Origin of the sequence: Pseudomonas sp. 8 R 14 (assembly GCF_900005955.1) — a bacterium.
Classification (GTDB): Bacteria; Pseudomonadota; Gammaproteobacteria; order Pseudomonadales; family Pseudomonadaceae; genus Aquipseudomonas; species Aquipseudomonas marginalis.
In genome coordinates, this window is record NZ_CVTH01000038.1 from 51,818 (window position 1) to 72,237 (window position 20,420).

At 60.5% G+C, this 20,420-nt stretch carries 16 protein-coding genes; 14 read left to right on the top strand and 2 right to left on the bottom strand.

All coding sequences use genetic code 11. From position 1 onward, the window contains the following. Window positions 1–16: 16 nt before the first annotated feature. Entirely contained in the window at window positions 17–877 is an 861-nt protein-coding gene (locus BFQ01_RS06885) for a DMT family transporter (protein ID WP_065924724.1), read from the bottom strand. Between the two features lie 425 nt (window positions 878–1,302). On the opposite strand from BFQ01_RS06885, the gene BFQ01_RS06890 reads away from it, so the two are divergent. The 8 genes from BFQ01_RS06890 (at window position 1,303) to BFQ01_RS06925 (ending at window position 13,957) form a co-directional block, all read left to right on the top strand. After that, on the top strand, window positions 1,303–2,094 hold the full coding sequence (locus BFQ01_RS06890) for a CPBP family intramembrane glutamic endopeptidase (RefSeq protein WP_065924725.1): 792 nt from the start codon (window positions 1,303–1,305) through the stop codon (window positions 2,092–2,094). A gap of 232 nt (window positions 2,095–2,326) precedes the next feature. Further along, window positions 2,327–3,478: a non-hydrolyzing UDP-N-acetylglucosamine 2-epimerase gene (gene wecB, locus BFQ01_RS06895; protein WP_065924726.1), complete on the top strand. Its 1,152-nt coding sequence runs from the start codon at window positions 2,327–2,329 to the stop codon at window positions 3,476–3,478. After that, window positions 3,475–4,737, top strand: a complete 1,263-nt coding sequence (wecC, locus tag BFQ01_RS06900) for a UDP-N-acetyl-D-mannosamine dehydrogenase (protein WP_065924727.1) — start codon at window positions 3,475–3,477, stop codon at window positions 4,735–4,737. The genes wecB and wecC overlap by 4 nt, the downstream gene beginning before the upstream one ends. A gap of 2 nt (window positions 4,738–4,739) precedes the next feature. Beyond that, a complete protein-coding gene (locus tag BFQ01_RS06905; RefSeq protein ID WP_065924728.1) occupies window positions 4,740–9,068 on the top strand; it encodes a methyltransferase domain-containing protein in 4,329 nt (1,442 codons plus the stop codon). Further along, window positions 9,052–9,873: a hypothetical protein gene (locus BFQ01_RS06910; RefSeq protein ID WP_065924729.1), complete on the top strand. Its 822-nt coding sequence runs from the start codon at window positions 9,052–9,054 to the stop codon at window positions 9,871–9,873. The genes BFQ01_RS06905 and BFQ01_RS06910 overlap by 17 nt, the downstream gene beginning before the upstream one ends. A 28-nt stretch (window positions 9,874–9,901) precedes the next feature. Continuing rightward, window positions 9,902–11,113, top strand: coding sequence for a glycosyltransferase (locus BFQ01_RS06915; protein WP_065924730.1), 1,212 nt, complete (start codon window positions 9,902–9,904; stop codon window positions 11,111–11,113). Beyond that, window positions 11,110–12,297: a glycosyltransferase family 4 protein gene (locus BFQ01_RS06920; protein ID WP_065924731.1), complete on the top strand. Its 1,188-nt coding sequence runs from the start codon at window positions 11,110–11,112 to the stop codon at window positions 12,295–12,297. Before BFQ01_RS06915 ends, BFQ01_RS06920 begins: the two co-directional genes overlap by 4 nt. A gap of 94 nt (window positions 12,298–12,391) precedes the next feature. Then, a complete protein-coding gene (locus tag BFQ01_RS06925) occupies window positions 12,392–13,957 on the top strand; it encodes a methyl-accepting chemotaxis protein (RefSeq protein WP_065924732.1) in 1,566 nt (521 codons plus the stop codon). Between the two features lie 93 nt (window positions 13,958–14,050). Here the strand turns inward: BFQ01_RS06925 and BFQ01_RS06930 are convergent, their stop codons facing one another. After that, entirely contained in the window at window positions 14,051–14,743 is a 693-nt protein-coding gene (locus BFQ01_RS06930; protein WP_065924733.1) for an alpha/beta family hydrolase, read from the bottom strand. 79 nt (window positions 14,744–14,822) lie between these two features. On the opposite strand from BFQ01_RS06930, the gene ccoN (BFQ01_RS06935) reads away from it, so the two are divergent. The 6 genes from ccoN (BFQ01_RS06935) to ccoO (BFQ01_RS06960) all read left to right on the top strand — a co-directional run bounded on the left by ccoN (BFQ01_RS06935) (window position 14,823) and on the right by ccoO (BFQ01_RS06960) (window position 20,415). Beyond that, a complete protein-coding gene (gene ccoN / locus BFQ01_RS06935) occupies window positions 14,823–16,247 on the top strand; it encodes a cytochrome-c oxidase, cbb3-type subunit I (protein ID WP_065924734.1) in 1,425 nt (474 codons plus the stop codon). Between the two features lie 10 nt (window positions 16,248–16,257). Continuing rightward, on the top strand, window positions 16,258–16,866 hold the full coding sequence (gene ccoO / locus BFQ01_RS06940) for a cytochrome-c oxidase, cbb3-type subunit II (protein ID WP_017735321.1): 609 nt from the start codon (window positions 16,258–16,260) through the stop codon (window positions 16,864–16,866). A gap of 3 nt (window positions 16,867–16,869) precedes the next feature. Continuing rightward, entirely contained in the window at window positions 16,870–17,070 is a 201-nt protein-coding gene (locus BFQ01_RS06945; RefSeq protein ID WP_065924735.1) for a cbb3-type cytochrome oxidase subunit 3, read from the top strand. Next, window positions 17,067–18,014: a cytochrome-c oxidase, cbb3-type subunit III gene (gene ccoP, locus BFQ01_RS06950; protein ID WP_065924736.1), complete on the top strand. Its 948-nt coding sequence runs from the start codon at window positions 17,067–17,069 to the stop codon at window positions 18,012–18,014. The genes BFQ01_RS06945 and ccoP overlap by 4 nt, the downstream gene beginning before the upstream one ends. A gap of 350 nt (window positions 18,015–18,364) precedes the next feature. Beyond that, entirely contained in the window at window positions 18,365–19,807 is a 1,443-nt protein-coding gene (gene ccoN / locus BFQ01_RS06955; protein ID WP_027603733.1) for a cytochrome-c oxidase, cbb3-type subunit I, read from the top strand. Beyond that, entirely contained in the window at window positions 19,807–20,415 is a 609-nt protein-coding gene (gene ccoO / locus BFQ01_RS06960) for a cytochrome-c oxidase, cbb3-type subunit II (RefSeq protein ID WP_003193167.1), read from the top strand. Before ccoN (BFQ01_RS06955) ends, ccoO (BFQ01_RS06960) begins: the two co-directional genes overlap by 1 nt. The last annotated feature ends 5 nt before the right edge of the window (window positions 20,416–20,420 follow it).

Below are 20,420 nucleotides of genomic sequence, written 5' to 3' on the forward strand. Positions count from 1 at the left end.
GCACCTACGGGGGGCATCAGTTTTTGCGGAACACGAAGACCAGCCCAATGATGATCAAGCCCATCCCCAACAGGCTCAGCATCGCGAGCCTATTGCCAAAGATCAGATAGTCCATCACCGCCGTCACCGCCGGCACCAGGTAGAACAGGCTGGTGACATTCACCAGGTTGCCCCGGGCGATCAGGCGGTACAGCAACAGCGTTGCCAGCAACGACACCACCAAGCCCATCCACAGCACCGGCAGGTAAAAGCCGGCGGTGTGTTCAACGTGGAACGGCTGGAACGGCACAAACACCGAACACAACAGCAGCCCCGCCAGGTACTGCACCGGCAGGGTGCCAAGGGGGTTGTCGGTGATGCGCTTTTGCATGATCGAGCCGAAGGTCATGCTTGCCAGGGCCAGCAGCCCGAACAGCATCCCGGCCAGGGACATGCCCGCCAGCCCGATGCCTTGGTAGACCACCATGATCAGCCCGGCCAGGCCCAGACTCAGGCCGAACATCCGGCGCCAGGATCGCTGGCGCTCCATCAGCACCACGGTGAGGATCGGCTGCACCCCCATGATGGTCGCCATGACGCCTGGGGTGACGCTGAGGTCCAGGGCCAGCAGATAGAAAATCTGATAGGCCCCCAGCAATACCAACCCGGTTGCCGCCGCGTACAACAGGGGCTTGCCGGGACGCGGCAGTTTCAACCGCAGGACCGGCACCAGGATCACCAGCCCCGCCAAGGCGATGGCAAAACGGATCAGCAGGAAGGCGAAGGGCGAAGCATGGGCCAGGCCCAGCTTGGAGAAGATCGCCCCGCTGCTCCACAGCAGGACAAACAGGCTCGTCGAGGCCGCCGCGGCCACGGAGTGTTTCGAAAGAACGGACATGGTTACCACCTGTAATCAGGCAAAAAAAGCCGATTCAGCCGCAGAGGCTGAAATTCAGTAGTTTTTTTTCAGGCAGGCAGAGCGGGCACAGCAACGTGCCGATCAGCCCGAAATGCCAACACCCGGCGGTGATACGACTGCGTACACCGGCGTGCTACTGACAGGTGGGGGGTAGTGACTGATCTGCGCAGGCTGCTTGTTCGCGCACGGCACGCGCACAGCGTTGACCGCTGAATCGACTACCGCTATGCGCAGGGAAGCTGGCATGTGCTGATCTTTTTGAAGGGATAAGGACGCGAGGACTATAACCAGCCGATGACATGTTTTGCAATCACTTGCCCAAGCCCTTTTGCGGGGAGGCGTTTTCACGTTTCGGGGCGCGGGCCGTCGCTATAATGCCGACCGGTATTTTCCAAGGATTCCCCATGCTCCCATTGCCCTGGCTGTACCTGGCGCTTCTTTCCATCGGCTATGCGCTGGCCTTGGCCTACGGGCAACTGGGCGTACTGGCGCTGGTGTCCGTCGCCCTGCTGTTGATCGCCGGCTATGCCGTACGCCAGCAGCGCACGCCGTGGGCGCGTTACCTGGGTCACGGGCTGTTTGTCGTGTTGGCGCTAGGCCTGGCGATGCACTGGCTGCCGGGGTTCTATAACGGTCGCGGCATTGACCCGCAGCGATTTACGCCTGATGCCGTGCCGTTCTCGATGTACCTGAACCAGGACAAGCCGCTGATTGGTTTCTGGTTGCTGCTGGCCTGCCCGTGGATTGTGGCGCGGCGTTCGTTGCGCCTGTCGATCTGCGTCACCGCGTTGGTACTGACCCTTACCGCCATCGTCGCGCTGGGTGGCGCAGCCTTGCTGGGCGTGATCAGTTGGGCGCCGAAATGGCCGGACCAGGCCTGGCTGTGGGTACTCAACAACCTGTTGCTGGTGACCCTGGTGGAAGAAGCCCTGTTCCGTGGCTACATTCAAGGCGGCTTGAGCCGACGCTTCAAACAGTTGCCCTACGGCGAAAACCTCGCGCTGCTGCTGGCATCGCTGCTGTTCGGCCTGGTGCACGTGGGTGCAGGGTGGCAATGGGTGCTGCTGGCGGGCATCGCCGGGGTCGGTTATGGCCTGGCGTATCGGTTTGGCGGGCTGGGTGCGGCGATTGCCACGCACTTTGGCTTGAATCTGCTTCACTTCGGGTTGTTTACCTATCCAATGCTGGCAGGCTGAGGCTGCCTTCGGCGCGGCGCGGGTACTTTTACGACATTGGTAACACCTCGTAACCAGCCGAACGGTCAGTAGTCGGCTCCGCGCCCTTTGGGCAGAATCCCCCTTCGTTACCGACCCACTCCGTACAACCCGGTCCCCACGCGCTGACACGCCTGGCACTGCGTTGAAGGCAGCTGTGCACCCGCGTTTCAGGCCCAGCGTTTATTCACCCGCTATACAAGAAGCCATCCCCATGCCTCTCAAGACACTGTCTATCTTCGGCACCCGCCCGGAAGCCATCAAAATGGCGCCGATGGTGATCAATCTCGCAAATGACGACCGTTTCCACTCGAGAGTGTGTGTCACGGCGCAGCACCGGGAGATGCTGGACCAAGTGCTTGAGCTGTTTGGACTGGTACCCGACTACGACTTGAACATCATGAAGCCGGATCAGAACCTGACGGATGTGACGACGGCAATCATCCAGGGGCTGCAAGCTGTCCTGGAAGACTTCAAACCCGATGTGATCCTCGTCCACGGGGATACGGCGACCACTTTTGCAGCCAGTCTGGCGGCCTATTACCAACAGATCCCCGTTGCCCATATCGAAGCCGGGCTGCGTACCCACAACCTTTATTCCCCCTGGCCCGAGGAGGGCAACCGACGCCTGACGGGCAGCCTGGCGTCGATGCATTTCGCCCCCACCCAAACCTCGCGGCAGAACCTGATCAATGAGGGGGTGGCCGCCGAATGCATTCATGTCACGGGCAATACGGTGATCGATGCACTGCTCAGTGTTGTAGAGAAACTCCACGCCCCGACATCACCCCTGCGTAGCCGCCTTGACCGGCAATTTGCCTTTCTGCCCCAAGACCAGCGGATGGTCCTGGTGACAGGCCATCGCCGGGAAAATTTTGGCGAGGGTCTTGAACGTATCTGCCAGGCCCTGGCTGAAACCGCCGCGCATTTCCCGGCGGTGACCTTTGTCTACGCCGTGCACCTGAATCCCAATGTGCAGGAACCCGTGCGACGGCGACTGGCGAGCATCAGCAATGTACATCTGATCGAGCCGCTGGATTACCTGCCGTTTGTCTACCTGATGACCCGGGCGTACCTGATCCTCACGGATTCGGGCGGCATCCAGGAGGAAGCACCTGCACTGGGCAAGCCGGTGCTGGTGATGCGTGACACGACTGAACGCCCCGAGGCAGTCGATGCCGGGACGGCGCGGCTGGTGGGCACGGAGATCGCAAGCATTACTCACCACCTCAGGGAGTTGCTCAGCGATGAAGCGGCTTATCGGGAGATGAGTAATGCCCACAACCCCTACGGTGACGGCAGAGCGTGCACACGCATTCGCGAAGTTCTGATCGCAACCTGGCGAAAAAACGAGGCAGCGGCATGAGCATGCCGACACTTTGCGTCCTCGGCCTGGGTTATATCGGCTTGCCCACCGCCGCGCTGTTTGCCTCGCCGCAACGAACAGTCATTGGCGTCGATATAAACCCGCATATCGTGGACCTCATCAATCTCGGCCAAGTGCATATCATAGAGCCCGATCTGGACCGGTTGGTCCGCTCGGCGGTCAGCCACGGCTACCTGCGGGCGACAACCCGGCCGGAGCCGGCGGATGCCTTCCTGATCGCCGTGCCCACCCCATTCCTGGAAAACCGCGAGCCAGACCTGAGCTATATAGAAGCAGCCTGCCGTGCCATCGCCCCGGTGCTGAAAAAGCACGACCTCGTGATCCTGGAGTCGACTTCTCCGGTCGGTACCACCGAACTGATGGTGAAATGGCTGGCCAGTGTGCGTCCGGACCTGACCTTTCCCACCACCCATCAGCAAGCCAGTGACATCCGCATCGCCCACTGCCCCGAACGGGTACTGCCAGGGCATGTCTTGAGGGAATTGGTCAGCAATGACCGCATCATCGGGGGCATGACCGATGCCTGCTCAGCCGCAGCAGTACGGCTTTACCAGCAGTTTGTCGAAGGCCAGTGCATTGTCACTGACACACGCACCGCGGAAATGTGCAAGCTGACCGAAAACAGTTTCCGCGACGTCAATATCGCCTTCGCCAACGAACTCTCGATGATCTGCGCACAGTTGAAGATCGACCCATGGGAGCTGATCCGCCTGGCCAACCATCATCCGCGTGTGAATATCCTGCAGCCCGGGCCTGGCGTCGGTGGGCACTGTATAGCGGTGGACCCGTGGTTCATCGTCAGTAAAACACCGGACCTGGCGCTGTTGATCCGCACCGCACGCCTGGTCAACGACAGCAAACCCCAGTGGGTCATCCAGCAAGTCAAGGTGGCGGTGGCCAACCTTTTGTTCAAGCACCCCGGGCTGTGCGCGCACAACGTGCGAATTGCCTGCTATGGCCTGGCGTTCAAGGCAGACATCGACGACCTGCGCGAAAGCCCGGCACTTGGCATTGCCCGCCAGTTGGCCAACGAACTGGGGATAACGCTGCTGCTGGTCGAGCCCAATATCGATGCACTGCCCGACGACCTGACTGGCCATTCCCTGACCGACGTGGCCTGTGCCTGGGACAGCGCCCATATCCATGTGTTGCTGGTCGGGCATCGCGAGTTCAGATCCATGTCAGCGCGACATAGCAACGGCGTGGTGATTGATGCTGCCGGCGTACTGGCGAACTGACGATGAATAATCCACCGCCACTCGCCGATACCCATGATCGTGTCATGGAAGCCTATTACGGCAAGCTGGGCGAACACTTCATGCAGGAAACCCGTGCGCGGATCCATTGGATCTGCGCACAGGTCACCGGCAGGACAATACTCGACATAGGCTGCTCCCAGGGCATTATCCCCGTGTTGCTGGCCCGTGAAGGCCACAGGGTCACGGGCGTGGATAACGACCCCAGGGCGTTCGAGCAGGCCAAAGATTACCTGAGGGCCGAACCCGATCACGTGCAGCGCAACGTCCGCTACTTGAATGCAGACTTTATGTCGCTGGACACCCAGGGCTTGGAACCTGACAGCATCGTGATCAGTGAAGTGCTTGAGCACCTCATCCACCCGGCAACCTTCGTCGAAAAAGCCGCATCGATGCTCAAGCCGCGTGGCCGGCTGATCATCACCGTGCCGTTCGGGGTGAATGACTTCCTTGACCACAAGCACACGTTCTACCTGCTGGAACCCTTTCGGCTGTTGAGTGCGTACCTGCAGGTCATCCAGGTCGAAATGCTGGGCAAGTGGGTGGGAATGGTCGCCATCAAAACAGAACCCGAGGGCTGTTCGCTGGGTGTCGAGCATCTACGTCAACTGGAAGCGGCGTTCGAGTCCGTCGAGCGTAACCTGCTAGGCCAGGTAGCCGGCGGTCGCCAACAGCGGGAACAGGTCAATCAGAAATACCGTGAAGCGACTGAGCGCATTCAGCAACTCAAGAACGAACTGGCGTACTCAACCGAGTGCAATACCCGGCAGCAAGCGCAAATAGAGGTCCTGACCGCCAATCTGCAGCGCACAAACGCCAGGTGCCACCTGCTGGAAAATCGCTTGATCAAGACGCGGGCCAGCACCACCTATCAGTTGGGGTATCAACTGCGTGTGGGGGTGGGCTCGCTACGTGAATGCCTGCTTTTGCCTGGCGCCTTGTTCAAGCTGTATCAACAAGCCCGCGCACGTCGCAAAGGCAACGCACCTACGGCCCCCCCTGGCGATGATGCGATCCCACCGGCGCTGCCTGGCACCGCCGCTTTCCTTGTCACGCCGGCCCCCACTCCGCTGGCGGATGCAGAGCATGTGCGCAACCAGCTGTTGCTCGCCCCCCACGACACGGCCAAGCCCTTCAGAATGGCCTGTGTGATGGACACCTTTACCCATGAGGCCTACCGGTATGAATGCGAGCTGTTGCAACTGACACCGGACCAGGGCCTGGCCGAACTGCAATCGTTCCAACCCGACCTGCTGTTTATCGAATCCGCATGGCGCGGCCAGGATGGCCGCTGGCATAACAAGATCGCCCAGAACAGCACAGAGCTGCGCCAGGTCTTGCAGTGGTGCCGGGAACACAAGGTGCCAACGGTGTTCTGGAACAAGGAAGACCCGGTGCACTTCGAGACGTTCCTGGGTACCGCCACACAGTTCGACCTGGTGTTCACCACGGATATCGACTGTATTCATCGCTATAAAAGCGCGCTGGGGCATGAGCGTGTCTACCTGCTGCCCTTTGCCTGCCAACCGGCGATGCACAACCCGATCGAGTTGTATGAGCGCAAGGATGCGTTCTGTTTCGCCGGTGCCTACTACTGCCGATACCCCGAACGGGCGCGGGACCTGGAACACTTCGTCAATGCCCTGCCGGGCTTTCGTCCGCTGGAAATCTACGATCGCAACTTCGGCCAGCCAGAAGCCAACTATCAGTTTCCGGCCCGATATCGGGGCTACATTGCCGGTACGCTTGACGCGACGCAGATAGACCTGGCTTACAAGGGCTACCGGTATGCGATCAATCTCAATTCGGTCAAACAGTCGCAATCCATGTTCGCCCGTCGTGCCTTTGAATTGCTGGGTTCCAACACCCTGACCGTCAGCAATTTTTCTCGCGGCCTGCGTGTGCTGATGGGCGACCTGGTCATCTGCAGCGACAACGGCCAGGAGGTCTTGCGTCGCCTCGGCACGCCCGCTGGACACGCCAGGCTGCGGTTGGCAGGGCTGCGAAAGGTGATGCTGGAACACACCTATGCCCACCGTTTGATGTATGTGATGAGCAAGGTGACCCATCGCGTGCATGACCTGCCACTGCCGACGATTTGCCTGGTCGCTGACGCGGCCGACGAGGCTCAATTGCAGGCCCTCATTGAGCATCTGCGGCGTCAGCGCTACCCCCGCGTCAAGCTGTATGTCGCGGTAAGCGACGCGCCGGCAAGGCAGCCCGCCACCGTTGACCCGCGCTTGCAACTGATTGAGCGCAAACAGCTGGACAAGCTCACCCTCGGCGAGCTGGCAGGCGGCGCCGACTGGTTCGGCGCCATGCTTGCCGTGGACTACTACGGCCCTCACTACTTGCTCGACCTGGCCTTGGCAACGCGTTACAGCAAGGCCCGGGTGATCGGCAAGATGGCGCACCATGCCGCGGACGAACGGGATATACGCCTGATCAACCCAGGCCAGGAATACCGCTGTGCCACCGGGATAGCGGCACGTCGGGCCTTGATCAAGACAGAAGTGCTGGCACAACAGCCCGCCCGAGCCTGGCTGGAAAGCCTCCCGGCGCTCACCTACACCCACCCTCGATCCCTCGCGATCGATGCGTTCAACTACTGCGAAAACGCCGCGGGCACTGATCGACAGCACGTCGTTGCGGTGGTGGATGACCTCGAGCTGAACAGCGGAATCAGCCTCCAGCATCTCCAGCGCAGCAGTGAAACGATCCCGCCATTGAGTGCAGATACTACTGGCCCGCTGAGCAACGGCCGGGACCTGTCAGAACTGTTCGGCCCGCTGCGCAGCAAGTATCTGCGCGCGCAGGTCGAAGGCGGCACCTGGCATATCGACTCCTCCCTCGCGGACGGAAAACATGAATATCACTACGCCAGGCACGAGTTGAACGTTGCCCAGCTGAAACAGGCCGACGACACCTTGAGATTGCTGCTCGATGCCACGCCGGGCCTGAACCTGCAACTGGTCGTGCTGTATCTGGATGCGCAGAAACAACGGATCAGCCATGTCATGCAGCAGGCCAATCGCAATCAGGCCTGGGATATACCGCCCGAGACAGCGTACCTGCGCCTGGGCCTGCGGGCCCACGGCAGCGGCAGCACGACGATCAAGGCACTGGTTCAAGGACACCGGGAAATCCAACCCTTCCACCTCCTCGCCAAGGCCGCGCACCTGCTGCTGACCAACCACTACCCGGCCTATGACGACCTGTACCGTAATGGCTTTATTCATACCCGTGTCATGGCCTATCAGGAACAGGGCCTGCCGGTAGATGTCTTTCGTCTGCGCCCCGACGAGTCGATCAGTTATCACGAATTTGAAAATGTCGACGTGGTGACCGGCCCGGGCAGCGCCCTGGCAAGCATGCTGGACAGCGGACAGTACACGACACTGCTGGTGCACTTCCTGGATCCGCAGATGTGGGAAATAGTGCGCCCCTACTTGCCCCGCCTCCGGGTGATTGCCTGGGTACACGGCGCGGAGATCCAACCCTGGTGGCGCCGGGCTTACAACTATGGCGACGAAACGCTGTTGCAACTGGCCAAGCTCGACAGTGAACGACGCATGGGGTTCTGGCTCAGCCTTTTGCAACCCATGCCGCCCAATCTGCAACTGGTATTCGTCTCCCGACAGTTTGCCGAAGACGTCATGGAAGACCTGGGGTTCAGGTTGCCGAGGGGTCAATACCGAGTGATCCACAACCCCATCAATACGCGGCTGTTTGCCTATCAGGAAAAACCGCCTGAGCAGCGCAAGAAAATCCTCTCGATCCGCCCCTATGTGTCACGCACCTACGCCAACGACCTGAGCGTCAAAACCATTCAAATGCTGGCGACCAAGCCATGGTTCAACGAACTTGAGTTCCTGATGGTCGGTGACGGACCTTTGTTTGAAGAAACCCTCGCACCGCTGCGTCAGTACCCGAACGTCACCCTCGAAAAACGCTATTTGAAACAATCCGAGATCGCCGACCTGCACAAACACTATGGCGTGTTTCTGTGCCCCAGCCGCATGGACACACAAGGGGTATCGCGTGACGAAGCCATGGCTTCGGGCCTGGTCCCTTTGACTAATCGGGTCGGGGCCATCCCTGAGTTTGTTGACGACGACTGCGGCTTTCTATCGGCCCCCGAGAGTTTCACTGGGCTCGCCGAAGGAATAGAAACACTGTTTTTCAACCCGGAAATATTCAGGGCGAAATCATTCAACGCCAGGCAACGCGTGCTTGCGCAAAGCGCTATGCATTTGATCACCGCGTCCGAACTAAGCCTGATACGGGAACCCCACGGTGAGCCGAGACGTTAAGGCATTGCAATACCGTATTCTGTCGGCACTTCTCTGGTGCGTACGCCTGGGCCAGAACCTCATGAGCATCGCTCCACGTGCGGTGTTGATGGCCCATGCCGCACATTTCTGCGCACAAGTGTTGTTGATAACGACGTACTTCCTGCCGATCAAGATTGTCATCCTGCTCGGTTCAGAGACGGTCCCCGCCTATTTGCCACCCCCGTTGAAAGGCCTCGATCAAACCGCCCTGATCATCGGGCTCGGTCTGTTGACGGTGATCCTTTACGCTTTTTACCTGGGCGCCGGGTTCATGGCCTCCCGTTACTCAAGGGCGGGGGCACGCGCCCTGATAGACGGCGGTGCCGAACCTGCGCGGCTAAAAACCCAATTGGCCCTGGCAGCCAGGACATTTTCCAGGTTTGCGCGGGGTTTATCGGACGCCATGTTTACCCTGATCGTCTTCTGCGTGTTGCTCTACCTCTACCCGTCCCTCCTGGCGATCGGCCTGACTTATTCCGTGCTCGCTGCAGCTGTGCTGATTGGCTTGAACAACCGTAGCCAACGTGTGCACGCGGTACTCTCCCGTCACCCACTCACGGTGGCCGATGCGTTTTACTCAATGGGCTTTCTGGCGGCATTCGCCTTCATCATTGTCGACTTTCTCTGCCTGACGCCTCCCCACCTGTACATCGCGCTGATAGCGCTGATCCTGATACGTCAAAGCCTCAGCAGACTGAAGGTCCTGACCCAGGACATTCTTTACCTGAACACCCACGCCCCGAGCATCAATCGGATGTTTCTCGCCCTCCACCCGACTCGCTGAACCCCGTCCACATCAACAGGAATCTCCCGTGCCCCGCATCGCCATGATCGTCTGGAATGAGTTTCGCAACGACGCCCGCGTATTGAAGCAAGCCCGGACACTCCAGGCAGCCGGTTATCAAGTCACCGTGTTCGCCCTGCATGCGCCCGGCGTGACGCATCGCAAGGAGGTGCTGGCCGAAGGCATCCGTGTGGTACGCGTAGCGCGCAGCGTGCGCTGGCGTGCGGCCAACGCCGGATCGCACCCATCGCCAGGCCCGTTCGCAGCCGAACAATCGATGCCCCTGCGACGCATTCTTTCGCGGCTTTGGGTACATGCAGGGCTGCTGCTACGCATCGCCCTGCATCGCGCTGCGGTGGTGCATGCCCACGACGTCAATACCCTGCCCACCGCCTGGCTGGCGGCCCGGCTCAGCGGCGCCAGGCTGGTGTATGACGCCCACGAAATCAGCACCAGCCGCGAGGGGTATGCGCGCTTTCGCAGCTGGGTAGGTTGTATCGAAAAAACCTTGATGCCCAGGGCCGAAGGCATCATTACCACCACGCAAAGCCGGGCCAGGTTTTTTGCCAGGGCCTATGGAATCGCCCGCCCGCTGGTACTGCAAAACCGCCCCTGTCTGAGCGCCTCCTCGCCCGGCCAGAGGATTCGTCTTGAGTTGGGCTTGCAACACCCCTGGCCCATCGTTGTCTATCAGGGCGGCCTTCAACAGGGGCGCGGGCTGGAACGCTTGCTACGCGTGGCGGCGTCGTTGCAAGGCGCTTACCTTGTATTGATCGGGAGCGGCAGGCTTACCCCTGCCTTGATGGCATTGCGCACGGAACTTGGCCTGACAGACCGAGTGCACTTTATCCCGACCGTTGCACTGGCGGATTTGCCCAGCTACACCGCATCAGCCGATATCGGTGTGCAGCCGATCGAAAATACCTGCCTGAACCACTTCACCACCGACTCGAACAAATTATTTGAATATGTCATCGCCGGGCTGCCCGTGGTGGCCACGGACTTTCCGGAGATTCGCAAGATTGTCCGGGCCTACTCCGTAGGACTTTTGGTACCGGCAGGCTCGGAGCAATCACTGCGCACCGCACTGCAGCGCCTGATCGATGAGCCGTTATTGCGTCAGGCACTGGCGCAAAACGCGAAAAATGCCGCCTTGCATTTAAATTGGGAGCGGCAGGAAAGCACGCTGGTGGCGCTGTACGAGCGTGTACTGCGGCGTAAAACCGAGGTGCGCGCATGACCAAGCGCATTCTCATATTGAGCTATTACTTTCCGCCCGATCTGTCGGCATTTCGCGTCGAGGCGTTGGTCGAAGCCTTGCTCACCCACGGTAACGGTGAGATAGAGATCGACGTGCTGACCACCCAGCCAAACCGCTACCCGTCCTATGAGGCTGCCCCTGCCCACACCGCGCATCAGCCGAAGCTGTCCGTCACCCGCATCGGCCTCCCCACGCACAGATTCAGCGCATGGGGCCAGGCCTGGGGGTTTGCCCACTATGCCTGCGGCGTCCTTCAGGCCGTGAAGGGTAAGCCGTATGACGTGATCGTGGCCACCTCTTCGCGGCTGATGACGGCCGCACTGGGCGCCGCCATCGCGCGCAAAAAACACGCGCCTCTCTATCTGGATATTCGCGATATCTTTGTCGACGTCCTGCCCGAGCTTTTCCCCGGTATTGTCGGCAAGCTCCTGGCACGGGTGTTTTCCCGCCTGGAAAAAATCACCCTTGGGTATGCGACGCGGGTCAACCTGGTATCCCCCGGTTTCCTGAGTTACTTCGCGCCCCGTTATCCACACAAGACCTTCTCAACCTACACCAACGGTGTGGATGATCTGTTTCTTGAAACCCCCTTCCATACCGAACCGCCTGACGAACCGACACGCCCGCTGAAGATCGTCTACGCTGGCAATGTCGGCGCCGGCCAAGGCCTGGAAAAAATCCTGCCCCCCCTGGCCGAACGGCTGGCAGACAGGGCCTGTTTCTACGTCATTGGCGATGGCAGCACGATGAAAAAACTGAGCGAGGCGCTGATCAAAAGAAACGTAAGGAATGTCGAGCTTATTCCTCCCATGCCTCGCCATAGACTGATTCACTACTATCAGCAAGCGGATGTGCTTTTTTTGCACCTTAATAGCTTTAACGCATTCTTGAAGGTTATTCCTTCCAAGCTGTTTGAATATGCAGCCACTGGAAAGCCAATCCTGGCGGGGCTGGAAGGCTATTCAAAAGCGTTCACTCTTAACCATATTCCCAATGCTTGCGTGTTTGCCCCCGCAAACCCGGACGCAGCCGTTGCCGCACTCGCCCGTCTTGATCTGGGTAGCACCGACCGAGCGGCATTTCTACGGGAGTATTCCCGCAGCAGGATCCAGCAACGCATGGCTCTGGACATTCTCGATATCACAACACCCGAAGAACCGTGACCCTGGAAACTGCCAAGCCGATTGTTGCAAAAATAAGTTAAATAAACCCCCGTTACCGCCGATACCCAATGAAAGCCTTGCGGATTGAACAATCATGCGTAATAACCAGCCCGTTACCCAGCGCGAACGTACCTTCCCCGCTCAGCAACGGTTGATCTCCACCACAGATGCCAAAGGCGTGATCACCTACTGCAACGACGCGTTTGTCGAAATCAGTGGGTTCTCTCGCGACGAACTGGTGCGTGCCCCGCACAACCTGGTGCGTCACCCGGACGTGCCAGCGGCCGTGTTCGGGCATATGTGGACCACGCTCAAACAAGGCTTGCCATGGATGGGCATCGTTAAGAACCGCTGCAGGACGGGCGATCACTACTGGGTCAACGCCTATGTGACGCCGGTCTTCGAAGGCAACCAGGTGGTCGGCTACGAATCGGTGCGCATCAAGCCCACCGCCGAGCAGATCCGCCGTGCCGAAGCGCTCTACCAGCGCATCAACCAGGGCAAGTCGGCCGTCCCACAGCGGGACAAGTGGCTGCCGGTGTTGCAGGACTGGCTGCCGTTTATCCTGATCAGCCAGTTGAGCTTCATGATCGGTGCGTCGCTCAACTCCCACTGGGGCTTTGCCCTGGCGGCGGGTTTGTCGGTGCCATTGGGGCTGCTGGGCCTGAGCTGGCAACAGCGCGGCCTCAAGCGCCTGCTGCGCCTGGCCGAGCAGACCACCTCCGACCCGTTGATCGCGCAGATGTACACCGACAGCCGTGGTGCCCAGGCGCGCCTGGAGATGTCCATTCTCAGCCAGGAGGCACGCCTGAAGACCTGCCTGACGCGCTTGCAGGACACTGCCGAGCACCTCAACGACCAGGCGGCGCAGTCCAATACCCTGGCGCATAACAGCTCCAGCGGCCTGGAACGCCAGCGCGTGGAAACCGAGCAGGTGGCCACGGCGGTCAACCAGATGGCGGCGACCACCCAGGAAGTGGCCAGCCATGTGCAGCGCACGGCCGATGCGACCCAGGAAGCCAATCGCCTGACCGGTCGCGGTCGCGATATTGCCGGGGAAACCCGCGAGGCGATTCAGCGTCTGTCGGTGGCCGTGGGCGAGACCGGCGTGACCGTCACCCAACTGGCCAAGGACAGCGACGAGATCGGCGGCGTAGTCGACGTGATCAAAGGCATTGCCGACCAGACCAACCTGCTGGCGCTCAACGCCGCCATTGAAGCGGCGCGAGCCGGTGAGATGGGCCGTGGGTTTGCGGTGGTCGCCGATGAAGTGCGCCAACTGGCGCAGCGCACGGCTGAGTCGACCGGGCAGATCCATGCTCTGATCGCCAAGCTGCAGCAAACTGCTGCCGCTGCCGTGCAAACCATGGACACCGGGCATCGCCAGGCCGAAGAGGGCGTGGCGCGGGTAATGGAGGCGGACCAGGCATTGGTGGGCATCAGTGAAGCGGTGGCGCATATCACCGACATGACCACCCAGATCGCGGCCGCCACCGAAGAGCAAAGCTCGGTGGCCGAAGAGATCAGCCGCAATATCAGCACCATTGCGCTGTTGGCAGATCAGACCTCGGAGCAGGCGTTGAACTCGGCGCAGTTGAGTGAAGAGCTGACGCATACGGCGAATACCCAGTATTCGTTGGTCGAGCGTTTCAACCGGTAGACCGATATCGGGAGCAAGCCCCCTCCCACAGTTAACCGCGTACATCCCTTGGAATGCGGTCGAATGTGGGAGGGGGCTTGCTCCCGATTGGCCCTAACAGGCGCTGAGAAACTCAGCCACCTGCACGGCCGCAGCCTCCAAATGCTGCTCATGCGCAAACCCCGAAGCCTTCAACGGCTTCAAATCATGATCCCCCGCCACCAGCCACATCACTTCGATGCTCGGCGACAAGTCATACCCTTCCACCGCCGCCCGATTGCCCAGTGCATCGCGCTCGCCCTGCACAATCAACGTCGGCGTCTTCAGTCCGGCCAAATGCGCTACACGTGGTTTCTCCGGCTTGCCCACCGCATAAAACGGATAACCCAGGCACACCAGCCCATCGGCGGCCAATTCATCAGCCAAAAGACTGGCCATCCGCCCGCCCATCGACTTGCCGCCAATGACCAGTTTCCCAGCGACATGACGTCGCACCTCGGCATACACCCCGCGCCAGGCTTCCAGCAGTCTTGGCGCCGGGTTGGGCGGGCGTTTGCCGCCGTCCAGTCGGCGCTGGGCCATGTAGGGAAACTCGAAGCGCAACACGTTGACGCCATGTCCGGCAAGGCGTGCAGCCATGTCGTTCATGAAGGATGAGTCCATCGGTGCGCCGGCGCCATGGGCCAGGACCAACGTCACGCAATCACCGGAAGCTACGCCCGACGCGACATCCCACAGCCAGCCATGTTCCCGCACACACTGCGCCCATTGATCCCCGTCAATACTGGCCTTGTGCTCTTTGCCCATGCTTGCCTCGCTATTCAGTCTGCCTATAACTCCAGCCCAAGTGCCGCATCTGCTTGGGTTGAACCGTGGATGGGGAACCATGAACACTACTTTAAGTACCGCCTATAACTACAAGGTGGTCCGCCAATTCGCCATTATGACGGTGGTGTGGGGCATCGTCGGCATGGGGCTCGGGGTTTTTCTCGCCGCCCAATTGGTTTGGCCCGCGCTCAACTTCGACTTGCCCTGGACCAGCTTCGGCCGCCTGCGCCCACTGCATACCAATGCGGTGATCTTCGCGTTCGGTGGCTGTGCGCTGTTCGCCAGCTCCTTCTACTCGGTGCAGCGTACCTGCCAAACCCAGCTGTTCGCGCCGAAAATCGCCGCGTTCTGCTTCTGGGGCTGGCAACTTGTCATCCTCCTGGCCGCGATCAGCTTGCCGCTGGGCTACACCAGCTCCAAGGAATACGCCGAACTGGAATGGCCGATCGACATCCTGATCACCATTGTCTGGGTGGCCTACGCCATCGTGTTCTTCGGCACGGTGATGAAGCGCAACACCAAGCATATCTACGTCGGTAACTGGTTCTTCGGCGCGTTCATCATCACCGTGGCGATCCTGCATATCGTCAACAACCTGGAAATCCCGGTCAGCCTGACCAAGTCCTACTCGCTGTATGGCGGTGCGACGGATGCCATGGTGCAGTGGTGGTACGGGCATAACGCGGTAGGCTTTTTCCTCACCGCCGGTTTCCTCGGGATGATGTACTACTTCGTGCCGAAACAGGCCGAGCGCCCGGTGTATTCCTATCGCCTGTCCATCGTGCACTTCTGGGCGCTGATCACCTTGTACATCTGGGCCGGTCCTCACCACCTGCACTACACCGCGCTGCCGGACTGGGCACAGTCCCTGGGCATGGTGATGTCGCTGGTACTGCTGGCGCCGAGCTGGGGCGGCATGATCAACGGTATGATGACCCTGTCGGGCGCCTGGCATAAGTTGCGCAGCGACCCGATCCTGCGCTTTTTGGTGGTGTCCCTGGCGTTCTACGGCATGTCGACCTTCGAAGGGCCGATGATGGCGATCAAGACCGTCAACTCGCTGTCCCACTACACCGACTGGACCATCGGCCACGTACACGCCGGCGCCCTCGGCTGGGTAGCGATGATCTCCATCGGCGCCCTGTACCACATGATCCCGAAAGTCTTCGGTCGCGAGCAGATGTACAGCCTCGGCCTGATCAACGCGCACTTCTGGCTGGCCACCATCGGCACCGTGCTCTACATCGCCTCGATGTGGGTCAACGGCATCGCCCAGGGCCTGATGTGGCGTGCGATCAACGAAGACGGCACCTTGACCTACTCCTTCGTCGAAACCCTGGTGGCCAGCCACCCAGGCTTCATCGTGCGGCTGGTGGGCGGTGCGGTATTCCTCAGCGGCATGTTCCTGATGGCTTACAACACATGGCGCACCGTGCGCTCGGCACAACCTGTCGAAGCCGCCCCTGCCGCGCAGATGGCCTGAGGAGTCAGTGATGAAACACGAAACGATTGAAAAGAACGTCGGCCTGCTGATGCTGCTCATGGTGCTCGCCGTGAGCATCGGCGGCCTGACCCAGATCGTCCCGCTGTTCTTCCAGGACGTGACCAACAAGCCGGTGGAAGGCATGAAGCCCTACACCGCGCTGCAACTGGAAGGCCGCGACATCTACATCCGCGAAGGCTGCGTACAGTGCCACTCGCAGATGATCCGCCCGTTCCGCGCCGAGACCGAGCGCTACGGCCACTACTCGGTGGCCGGTGAAAGCGTGTGGGACCACCCGTTCCTATGGGGCTCCAAGCGTACCGGGCCAGACCTGGCCCGCGTCGGCGCACGCTACTCGGACGACTGGCACCGCGCGCACTTGTACAACCCTCGCAACGTCGTGCCTGAGTCGAAGATGCCGGCCTACCCGTGGTTGGTCACGGCTGCGGTCGACAGCAGCCACACCGAGACCAAGTTGAAAGTAATGCGCACCCTCGGCGTGCCGTACACCGACGACGACATCAGTGGCGCCGTGGCCAGCCTCAAGGGCAAGACCGAAATGGACGCGCTGGTTTCGTACCTGCAAGTACTCGGCACTGCCATCAAGAGCAAGAGGTGAGCCATGGGATTTGAATTCGATGCGGGCACCATCCGCGGCCTCGGCACGCTGGTGGTCGCCATCGCCTTTATCGGCCTGTCGCTGTGGGTATTCAACAACCGGCGCAATTCGGAATTCGAGGAAGCGCGCCTGCTGCCCTTCGCCGATGAACCTTCGCCATCCGACGCTCACCAAGAGCCTGCAACAAGGAGCAACCGGCCATGACTACCTTCTGGAGTACATGGATCTGCGTACTGACCATTGGCAGCCTGATCGGCCTGACCTGGCTGTTGTTCGCCACCCGCAAGGGCGAGACCAAGGGCAGCGTCGACCAGACCATGGGCCATGCCTTCGACGGCATCGAGGAATACGACAACCCCCTGCCCCAGTGGTGGTTCATGCTGTTCGCCGGCACCCTGGTGTTTGCGGTCGGCTACCTGATTCTCTACCCGGGCCTGGGCAACTGGAAAGGCGTGTTGCCGGGCTATGAAGATGGTTGGACCTCGGCCAAGGAGTGGGACAAGGAGATGGCCAAGGCCGACACCAAGTTCGGACCGATCTTCGCCAAATTCTCGGCCATGCCCGTGGAACAAGTCGCCAAAGACCCGCAGGCGCTGAAAATGGGCGGTCGCCTGTTCGCCTCCAACTGCGCGGTGTGCCACGGCTCGGATGCCAAGGGCGCATTCGGCTTTCCCAACCTGGCTGACAACATCTGGCGTTGGGGCGGTTCGGCCGAAGCGATCAAGACCACCATCATGAACGGTCGCCACGCGGCGATGCCGGCCTGGGGTGACATGCTCGGCGACGACGGCGTAAAAAACGTCGCCGCCTATGTGCGCCACGACCTGGCCAAGCTGCCATTGCCGGCGGACAGCACCGCCGACCTGGCCGCTGGCCAGGCCGCGTTCAACACCACCTGCGTGGCCTGCCACGGTCCGCAAGGCCACGGCATGGAAGCCATGGGCGCGCCGAACCTGACCCTGCCCGCCGGTTACATCTACGGCACCAGCCTTGCGCAGTTGCAGCAGACGATTCGCCACGGCCGCCAAGGCCAGATGCCAGCGCAGGAAGTGCTGCAGGGCAATGACAAAGTGCACCTGCTCGCCGCCTACGTTTACAGCCTGTCCCATAACGCTGATGGCGCAACGCCAGAAAGCCAAGCCCAGTAACACCTGACTGCCGCCCCAATCTGGGGCGGCAGCTCTACCGCGCTACGCGACCAAGTGTCGCACCCTTCCAAAGCACACCTTTCCCCTCCTGCCATTCGGGTCTACGCTTGCTTGCACAGCGGACCGATCCTGGCGTACGCGACGACAGTCGTTGCGACCCCCGAAATTTCCTGTCCACTCGATCAGCTTTCGATTTCGGATTTTATCCTTACGCCAAACATGGAAAGGGCGCAGAATCTGGCGTGGAACGCATTGACACAGGTCAGCCTTGCGTTGCAATGGCCCCTTGCTTTCTACATACTTGCGGCCGAATTTTACCTATAAAAAAACCTAAACCGTGGAACCTTAGAATGAGCACAGCAATCAGTCCGACTGCTTATAACTATAAGGTAGTCCGCCAGTTCGCCATCATGACGGTGGTCTGGGGGATCCTTGGCATGGGGCTCGGGGTGTTCATCGCCTCGCAACTGGTGTGGCCGGAATTGAATTTCGGTCTGCCATGGACAACCTTCGGCCGCCTGCGCCCGCTGCACACCAACCTGGTGATTTTCGCCTTCGGCGGATGTGCATTGTTTGCCACCTCCTACTATGTCGTGCAGCGAACCTGCCAGACGCGACTCATCTCCGACAGCCTCGCGGCCTTCACCTTCTGGGGTTGGCAAGCGGTGATCGTCGGCGCCATCGTCACCCTGCCGCTGGGCTACACCACCACCAAGGAATACGCCGAGCTGGAATGGCCGATCGCGATTCTGCTGGCCATCGTCTGGGTGACCTACGCAGTGGTGTTCTTCGGCACCATCGTCAAGCGCAAGACCAAGCACATCTATGTGGGCAACTGGTTCTACGGGGCCTTCATCCTGGTGACGGCGATGCTGCATATCGTCAACCACGCCTCGTTGCCGGTCAGCCTGTTCAAGTCCTACTCGGCCTACGCCGGGGCGACGGATGCGATGATCCAGTGGTGGTACGGCCACAACGCCGTGGGTTTCTTCCTCACCACCGGTTTCCTGGGGATGATGTACTACTTCGTGCCGAAACAGGCCGAACGGCCTATTTACTCGTATCGCCTGTCCATCGTGCACTTCTGGGCGCTGATCACCCTGTACATCTGGGCCGGCCCGCACCACCTGCACTACACCGCATTGCCGGACTGGGCCCAGTCCCTGGGCATGGCGATGTCGATCATCCTGCTGGCCCCGAGCTGGGGCGGCATGATCAACGGCATGATGACCCTGTCGGGCGCCTGGCATAAGCTGCGCACCGACCCGATCCTGCGCTTTTTGGTGGTGTCCCTGGCGTTCTACGGCATGTCGACTTTCGAAGGGCCGATGATGGCGATCAAGACCGTCAACTCGCTCTCCCACTACACCGACTGGACCATCGGCCACGTACACGCCGGTGCCCTCGGCTGGGTAGCGATGATCTCCATCGGCGCCCTGTACCACATGATCCCCAAACTGTTCGGCCGTGTGCAGATGCACAGCGTCGGGCTGATCAACGCGCACTTCTGGCTGGCCACCATCGGCACCGTGCTCTACATCGCCTCGATGTGGGTCAACGGCATCACCCAGGGCCTGATGTGGCGTGCGATCAACGATGACGGCACCCTCACCTACTCCTTCGTCGAAGCGCTGCAAGCCAGCCACCCTGGTTTCATCGTCCGCGCCCTCGGGGGTGCGTTCTTTGCCAGCGGCATGCTGTTAATGGCCTACAACGTCTGGCGCACCGTGCGTGCCTCGGACCCGGCAGAAGCCGAAGCCGCCGCCAAGATCGCCGTTGTGGGAGCCCACTGATGAAGCATGAAGTCGTCGAGAAGAATATCGGCCTGCTGGCCTTCTTCATGGTCATCGCCGTGAGCATCGGTGGCCTGACCCAGATCGTTCCGCTGTTTTTCCAGGACGTGACCAACAAGCCGGTCGAAGGCATGAAGCCGCGCACCGCCCTTGAACTGGAAGGCCGCGACGTCTACATCGCCAACGGCTGTGTCGGCTGCCACTCGCAGATGATTCGCCCGTTCCGCGCCGAAACCGAACGCTACGGCCACTACTCGGTGGCCGGTGAAAGCGTGTGGGACCACCCGTTCCTGTGGGGTTCCAAGCGCACCGGCCCGGACCTGGCCCGTGTCGGCGGGCGTTACTCCGATGACTGGCAACGTGCGCACTTGTACAACCCGCGCAACGTGGTGCCTGAGTCGAAAATGCCGGCGTATCCGTTCCTCGTGGAAAACAAGCTCGACGGCAAGGACACCGCGAAGAAGATGGAAGTCCTGCGCACCCTGGGCGTGCCCTACACCGACGAAGACATCGCCGGTGCAGCCGCAGCCGTGAAGGGCAAGACCGAAATGGACGCATTGGTGGCCTACCTGCAAGGCCTGGGCACCATCATCAAAAGCAAACGGTGATTCTT